8 protein-coding genes are annotated in these 7,933 nt (G+C 40.2%); 2 read left to right on the top strand and 6 right to left on the bottom strand.

Features of this window, described 5'->3' with window-relative positions:
- Both thrC and AAF462_07800 read left to right on the top strand, forming a co-directional pair.
- Positions 1-882 (top strand): threonine synthase (gene thrC / locus AAF462_07795; GenBank protein MEM7009019.1); only part of this gene is annotated, 882 nt, incomplete at its 5' end.
- Positions 851-1,126, top strand: a complete 276-nt coding sequence (locus AAF462_07800) for a MoaD/ThiS family protein (protein ID MEM7009020.1) — start codon at positions 851-853, stop codon at positions 1,124-1,126. The genes thrC and AAF462_07800, both read left to right, overlap by 32 nt.
- Positions 1,127-1,140: 14 nt before the next feature.
- On the opposite strand, the gene dnaJ is transcribed toward AAF462_07800, so the two are convergent.
- From dnaJ to AAF462_07830, 6 genes are all read right to left on the bottom strand, one after another.
- Positions 1,141-2,232 carry a molecular chaperone DnaJ gene (gene dnaJ, locus AAF462_07805; protein ID MEM7009021.1) on the bottom strand — a complete coding sequence of 364 codons (1,092 nt, stop codon included), beginning with the start codon at positions 2,230-2,232 and terminating at the stop codon, positions 1,141-1,143.
- A gap of 23 nt (positions 2,233-2,255) precedes the next feature.
- Positions 2,256-2,819, bottom strand: a complete 564-nt coding sequence (gene grpE / locus AAF462_07810) for a nucleotide exchange factor GrpE (GenBank protein ID MEM7009022.1) — start codon at positions 2,817-2,819, stop codon at positions 2,256-2,258.
- 123 nt (positions 2,820-2,942) lie between these two features.
- Entirely contained in the window at positions 2,943-3,881 is a 939-nt protein-coding gene (locus tag AAF462_07815; protein ID MEM7009023.1) for a Ppx/GppA phosphatase family protein, read from the bottom strand.
- Between the two features lie 119 nt (positions 3,882-4,000).
- Complete coding sequence (fusA, locus tag AAF462_07820; GenBank protein MEM7009024.1) at positions 4,001-6,079, bottom strand: elongation factor G; 2,079 nt, start codon at positions 6,077-6,079, stop codon at positions 4,001-4,003.
- Positions 6,080-6,188: 109 nt separating this feature from the next.
- On the bottom strand, positions 6,189-6,392 hold the full coding sequence (gene rpmE / locus AAF462_07825) for a 50S ribosomal protein L31 (protein MEM7009025.1): 204 nt from the start codon (positions 6,390-6,392) through the stop codon (positions 6,189-6,191).
- 187 nt (positions 6,393-6,579) lie between these two features.
- A partial coding sequence (locus AAF462_07830; protein ID MEM7009026.1) for an Hsp70 family protein occupies positions 6,580-7,933 on the bottom strand: 1,354 nt, incomplete at its 5' end.

Raw genomic sequence — 7,933 nt, forward strand, 5'->3', positions numbered from 1 at the left:
AACTTGGCAAATGCTGTAGCGGCATTATCTAGGGCCTCTAATCTTAGAAACTATATCTTTATTCCATATAATCTGGAGCAGGCCAAGATTGTTGGCACAACGGTATATGGCGCAAATCTTATAGGAATTAAAGGAACTTATGATGATGTGAACAGGCTTTGCAGCGAGGTTGCAGGCAAGTTCGGATGGGCATTTGTTAATATTAATATGCGCCCCTATTATGCTGAGGGCTCAAAGTCTTTGGCATTTGAAGTTATGGAGCAGTTAGGATGGCGTGCGCCAAAGAACTTTGTTATTCCAATGGCTAGTGGCTCGCTTCTTACAAAAGTTTGGAAAGCAGTTAAAGAGTTTGAAATGATGGGCTTGGTTAAAGAGAGCGGTACAAAGATTTACGGTGCTCAGGCAAAGGGATGCTCCCCTATTACTACGGCACTTAAAAATAAGTGGGAAATCTTTAAACCTGTTAAACCTGATACAATTGCAAAATCCCTTGCAATAGGAACTCCGGCGGATGGATTTTATGCTATGAGAGTAATGAATGAAAGCGGAGGCTGGGGAGAAGATGTTACAGATCAGGAAGTAATTGATGGAATTAAGCTCCTGGCCGAAACTGAGGGAATTTTTACAGAAACAGCTGGCGGGGTAACGATAGGAGTTACCAAAAAGCTAATTGAGCAAGGTGCAATTCCAAAAGATGAGTCAATTGTTGTGGCAATAACTGGAAATGGGCTAAAAACCCAGGAAGCTATTACTGATGATGTTTCTCAGCCGCATATAATTGATGCGAATCTGGAAGAATTTGAAGAGCTTTATGAAACTATAAATAATGAAAATCAAGGAGGGTCTGAAGATGCCATCAGTGCGCATTCCAACACCGCTTAGAAAATTAACAGCCGATCAGGACGAGGTGAATGTAAGCGCCTCTAATGTATCAGTTCTAATAGATGAACTAGAGAACCAATATCCTGGACTTAAAGACAGGCTTTGTGATGAGTCTGGAGAGGTAAGAAGGTTTATTAACCTCTATGTGAACAATGAGGATATCAGATTCTTAAATGGAAAAGAGACTGCTCTTAATGATAATGATGTCGTTTCCATTATCCCAGCAATTGCCGGCGGATTTTAATTAGTTAGTTACTGTTAGCTGAATAGCTGATTTAGCTTATCAAAAAATTTCTTAGAAAGTGGATCATTCTCTTCCTCACAAGCTTCAGAGAACTGCTCTAGGATCTCTTTTTGTTTTTTGCTGAGTTTAACCGGTATTTCAACGTTAGTTTCAATATAAAGATCACCAACCCCTCTGCCATCTAACCTAGGAGCGCCCTTACCTTTTAATCTAAATGTTTGCCCCGACTGAGTGCCGGGAGGTATTTTTATAGTGCTTTTTCCATTTGTGGTCGGTATTTCTACCTCAGCTCCCAGGGCCGCTTTCACAAAACTAATGGGAACCTGGCAGAAAAGGTTCTCAGCCTCTCTTTTGAATAGAGGATGCTCTTGTACATATATTTCAATATACAGATCCCCTTCCGGGCCTCCGTAGAGTCCTACTTCGCCCTCGCCCCTTATTCTAAGTCTCGACTGATCTGTTATTCCCGGTGGTACTTTTACCTTTACATCATTCTCAGTTCTTATGAACTTCTGTCCAGCGCAGCTTGAGCATTGTTTTGTGATAGTCTTACCACTACCTCCGCATGAATGGCAAGCTCTTTTGATTGCCAAAAACCCCTGAGTGTATGTAAGCTCACCTCTGCCGCCGCACTCAATACATGTAGCTTCGCCCCCTGGAGCTGCGCCTGATCCCCCGCAATCGGCGCATAGAACATGTCTAGGTATTACGATTTCTTTTTCAGTTCCTTCAATAGCTTCTTCAAATGTTATCTCAAGATTGTACCGTAGATCGCTGCCTCTCTGAGCCCTTGTTCTTGTGCCTGCGTTAAATACTTCTTCAAACAGATTTCCAAATATGTCATTAAAACCTGCGTCAAAATTTTGGTCAGAGAACATACTCTCTGATGACATGTGGCCAAAGCTGTCATATCGGGCCCTTTTATCAGGGTCACTTAGTATCTGATAGGCTTCGTTAATTTCTTTAAATTTTTCCTCGGCGTCTGTGTCTCCGGGATTTCTGTCAGGGTGGTATTCAAACGCTAGTCTCTTGTATGAGCGTTTAATTTCTTCGTGGTCTGCATTTCTTTCTATCTCTAGAACTTCATAATAATCAATGGATGTCATAAATCGTTCCTAGCTAAAATTGTTTAACTGTTTTTATCTTTTGCTACAACAACTAGTGCGGGCCTTAAAAGACGCTCTTTGAGCGTATATCCTGGGAGCATTTCCAAAAGAACTAACCCGGGGGCTATCTCATCAGATTCAGCTTGTTCAATAGCCTGATGAAGCATAGGGTCAAACTCACTTCCTTTAGAAGCATCAATAGCCTGTACGCCAAATTTCTCTAATGTATTTAAAAACTGTTTTTGGACTAATTTTACGCCGTCAATCACTGGTTTGGCATCTTTTTGATGCTCAGTGTGATCAAGTGCTCTCTGAAGATTATCAAGCACATTTAGCATCTCTTTTATGATCTCTTCATTACCATAAGCTATGCTATCTTCTCTTTCCTTGGACATTCTTCTCTTATAGTTATCAAAATCAGCCGCGAGACGCAGATACTGTTTGTTCAATTCCTCAAATTGGTTTTCTTCTTCATTGTTATCCGCAGATTCGTTTTCAATTTCTGAGGCCTCAAGTTCGGCGGCATTTTCTTCTTCAGTTAGCGGCTCAGTATCTTGTACCTTTTGATCTTTGTTCTCTGTATTCATAATTACCTCCAAAATCTAATTAATAACAAACAAATAAGCTGAAATTATGGATATTTAAAAGGGTTTTAATCCCTTCAAAATATAATAATTAAGTTCAGATTGTCAACGACGGATCATAATAACTTATTTTTTTGAAAGTTTTGCTATTTGACTCTGAGCTATACCTTCTAATACCCCACCGTCACTAACAATTAGCTCATCGGAAGAAAATTTCTCTAATGTCTGAAGTAATATGAGTGTTCCTGTTATGATTATGTCTTCTCTGCCTGTTTCAAGCCCAGGCATTTGAGACCTCTTGTTTATGGGAACCTTAAGTAGCTTGTTAAGAATAATCTCGGTCTTTGATCTGGATAAAATATGATCATTTATTAGCTCAGGCTTATATTTTACAAGCCCAAGTTCAATAGCTGCAAGGGTTGTGGGTGTGCCGGCTGTTCCGATTATTGTAAGATTGCTGTTTGTTGATTCAAAATCAGATAATTCTTTATCTAGAATATTCTTAATAATTGCAGTGAGTTCTGTTATTTCTTCAGGAGTTTCCAGCTCTTTTGATAGATATTGTTCCGTCATGTGAACAACGCCTAAAGGGGTGCTTGTTTGGTTTACAATTATTCCCTTTTGAATTAGTACAAACTCTGTGCTTCCTCCGCCAATATCAAAAATTAAGCATTCATCTGGCTCTTTGGATATTGAATTCAGAACTCCAAGAACTGTCAGCTCGGCCTCTTCGTCTCCTGATATAACTTCAACCTTTATTCCTGCTTCGTTTTCGGCCCTTTGAGTAAATTCTGACCCATTTTGTGCTTCTCTAACTACACTTGTAGCTACGGCCCTAGTTTTTTCAACGTTATATTTGTTTATCAAATCAGCGAAGGCCTTTAATGCTAAGATAGATCTGTTCATTGATTTTTGAGTTATTTGGCGAATATCTTTAGAAAAACCTTCTCCTAAACGAGTTATTTGGCGGTCAATATAGAGCTTGTTAAGCTCGCCATCTTGTGATTGATCGCAGATTAAAAGTCTTATAGTATTTGTGCCAATATCTATTGAAGCAGTGCGCAATGTTAGCCTTTTTGTATAGTAATAACAAGAACTTACTAATTATAGTTTAAGTTAAAGTTTAGCTATGTTCAAGCTTTGTATTAAGTTGGTTTTCTGTGCTATTATCTAAATATGAACACCTATTCTTCAGCTTCTTTAGCCGCTGAAGCCGCTTCTATAATTTTTGCAGCTTCCTGGTGAGGAACTTCCTCATAATGAGAAAAATCCATACTAAAAGATCCCCGTCCGCTCGTAATTGACCTTAGCTCAGGAGCATAAGTCAATATTTCTGCCATAGGTATAAGGGCGTTTATGATATGTGCGCCGGCCAAAGAGTCAACGCCCGATACTTTTCCCCTTCTGGAATTAACATCTCCTATAACATCTCCCATAGAGTCTTCAGGAATTGTTATCTCCATTTTCATAACAGGCTCTAAAAGCTGTGGTTTAGCCTCTTGTGAGCCTTGTTTAAAAGCCATTGACCCTGCTATCTGAAATGCCATATCAGAGGAATCTACAGCATGGAATTTGCCGTCAAATAGGGTTGCTCTCACATCCACAACCGGATACCCTGCCAAAATACCGGTTTTCATAGCATCAATGATGCCCTTTTCAACCGAAGGAATAAAGTTTTTAGGTATTGCTCCGCCTACAATTTTATTTACAAATTCAAATTCCCCGCCTCTAGGCAGTGGTTCTATTTCAATTGAGACCACTCCATATTGCCCCTTACCGCCGGTTTGCTTAACATATTTAGCCTCTGTGGTAGCTCTTCCCGTGATAGTCTCCTTATATGGGACCCTAGGGGTATGAAGATCAACATTTACGCCGTATGTGTCTCTTAACTTATTTACGGTGACTTCAACATGTGATTGACCAGTTCCAGACAGCAAGAACTCGTTTGTTTCCTTATCCATTCTATATTGTATGGTAGGGTCTTCTTCTTGAACTCTTGCAAGCGAAGGGTTTAGTTTATCTTCATCGCTTCTGGACTTAGGCTCGATTGCAAATGATAAAACAGCGGCAGGAAGCTCAGCCGGAGGAATTACCGTAGGATGAGATTCATCACAAAGTGTATCGCCTGTATGGGCTTCTTTGAGCTTATTTACTGCCACAATATCGCCACATTGCGCTACATTTACTGGATACTCTTTTTTGCCGATTAATCTATGGAGGTGTCCTAGTTTTTCTTTTGCACCTTTGGTGGAGTTGTAAATGGTAGAATCTGCCTTTATTGATCCAGAAAAAACCCTGAATATGCTAATTTTTCCAGCATATGGGTCTGATATGGTTTTAAAAATATATCCGGCAGCAGAACCGTTTTCTTCAGGACTTATTTGTGTATCCTCGCCACTTCCATTTGTGGCTGTTATTGGCTTTCTTTCCACTGGTGAAGGAAGATATCTGCAAATTCCGCCTACAAGCGCTTTTATCCCTATTAGGTTTGTCGCCGAGCCGGCAAATACTGGATAGATTTTGGCATCTAATATTCCTTGATGAAGCATCTTTATCATTACATCTTCATCAATTGTCTCTCCATCTAAATATTTGACTAACAGCTCATCATCAAGTTCTGCAACTGCTTCTACAATCTTTTCCCTTGCATCTTTTACATCGTCCAATATTTCATCCGGTATTGGGACTTGTTGCACATTACCGTCGCCGTCGTATGAATATGCTTTCATGTCCACAAGGACCACGACCGCGTCAAAGCTGCCTTCCTCGCCAATTGGGTATGTAAATGGAAGTGCTTTTATTCCCAGCTCATTTGAAATACTACTGACAGTATCTTGTAGAGAGGTGTTATCTCTATCCAGCTTGTTTACAAAAATGATTCTTGGGATATCACCTGCCATATCCCAATACTTTTTTGCTTGTACAGCTACATCTCCCTGTATTGCTTCTACAAGCAGTACAGCTCCGTCTACTGTTTTAATTGCACTTTCTGTTTCGTATAAGAAGTTTAAAAATCCGGGTGTGTCTACTAAATTTATAAGATTGTCTTTGGTTTCAAAGAATGCCACATGGGAGTTGATTGACATTTTTCGGTGTTTCTCTTCCGATTCATAGTCCAGAGTGGATGAACCGTCATCAACCTTTCCCAGATCTGCTGTGGCTCCATGCATATAAAGCATCGCCTCAGCTAGTGAAGTCTTTCCTGCGCCGTGGGGAGCAATAAGAGCAATATTTCTAATACTATCTCTACTATACTCTGCCATTGCGAATCACCTCCGCATTCTTTTTTGTATGGTGTGCTTACATATTTGCCCTGTTGCTTTGTGCTAGTCTCGGCTCCTTTTTATTAGATATCATAATGTATAGTTAGGGCTAATTTGATTTATATTTTCTTTTGAATCTTTCAACTCTACCTTTAGCCTCAGCTGCCCTTTCTTTTCCAGTATAGAAAGGATGGCAGTCGGCACAAACCTCAACGGAAAAGTCTTCAAACCTAGTAGATTTTGTTTTAAATGTTGTACCGCATGAGCAGCTAACATTCACATCTTTGTATTCAGGATGAATTCCTGCTTTCATTTTTCTTGCCTCCGCAAATATATACCTCGGTTGTTTCTATAATTGGAATACCCCAATAATTCATAATAAATTAACATTAATTTAACTACTGGGCAAATATTTTTTAGTTCACTAATAGGCTTTATATATTACAAAGGCGGCACTGGGCCGCCTTTGATCTGTTTTTTTCATTTTCTTTATACCAATATTATTTTTCAGTAAACTCGGCGTCAATAACATCATCGCCGTCTTTCTTGTCGTTATCAGCTTCGCTTGATGTCTGGTCTACATCTTCTGCTCCACTTCCATCAGCTTGCGGTGGTGCGCCGTCTGCTCCGGCTTCAGCACCTTCTGCTTGCTGCTTATACATAAGCTCAGCTAATTTATGAGAGGCTTGAGTAATTTTTTCAGTTGCCTGATTTATGGCTTCTGCGTCTTCGCCTTTCACTGCGGCTCGTCCGCTCTCTAGAGCCTCTTCAAGTTCTTTTTTCTCTTCATCAGAGAGGCTGTCCCCAAATTCCTTAAAACTTTTATCTGTTCTGTAGATAAGCTCGTCAAGTTTGTTTCTGCTCTCTACAAGCTCATGACGTTTTTTATCATCTTCTGATTTGTCCTCAGCGTCTTTAACCATAGAATCAATCTCTTCTTTGCTAAGTCCGCTAGAGGCTTCTACTCTAACTTTTTGTTCTTTTTGAGTCGCCATATCTTTAGCAGATACATGGAAAATACCATCCGCATCCATATCAAACGTAACTTCCACTTGAGGAATACCTCTGGCAGATGGTGGTATACCGTCTAAGATGAATCTGGCAAGTGTTCTGTTGTCACCTGCCATCTGGCGCTCGCCTTGAAGAACATGAATTTCTACAGATGTCTGATTGTCTTCAGCTGTCGTAAATACCTGACTCTTTTTTGTAGGTATTGTAGTGTTTCTCTCAATAATCTTTGTCATAACGCCGCCAAGGGTTTCAATACCCAGTGAAAGCGGGGTGACATCTAATAAAAGAACATCTCTTACTTCACCGCCAAGTACAGCGCCTTGAATTGCAGCTCCCATTGCCACAACTTCATCCGGGTTAATACCCTTATGTGGCTCTTTTCCAAAAAAGTCGGTAACAACTTTTTGAACCATAGGGATTCTGGTTGATCCACCCACTAGAATAACTTCATTAATATCTGCGGCTTTAAGCCCTGCGTCTTTAAGGGCCTGTTTTGCGGGCTCAAGTGTTCCCTTGATTCTATCTTCAATGAGCTGCTCAAACTTAGAGCGTGTTATTTTCATAACAAGATGCTTTGGCCCCGAAGCGTCTGCTGTGATAAACGGAAGGTTAACCTCTGTCTCTAGGGTATTTGAAAGCTCAATCTTAGCTTTCTCAGCTTCCTGTCTAAGGCGTTGAAGCGCCATCTTGTCATTGCTTAAGTCAATTCCGGACTCTTTTTTAAACTCATCAATAATGTATTCCATAACCAGCCTGTCAAAGTCATCTCCACCAAGGTGAGTATCACCGTTTGTGGATTTAACCTCTATCACATTATCGCCAACCTCTAAGATAGAGATATCA

The sequence above is a fragment of the Thermodesulfobacteriota bacterium genome, from assembly GCA_039028315.1.
In the GTDB taxonomy this organism is placed as follows: Bacteria; Desulfobacterota_D; UBA1144; order Nemesobacterales; family UBA2774; genus CR02bin9.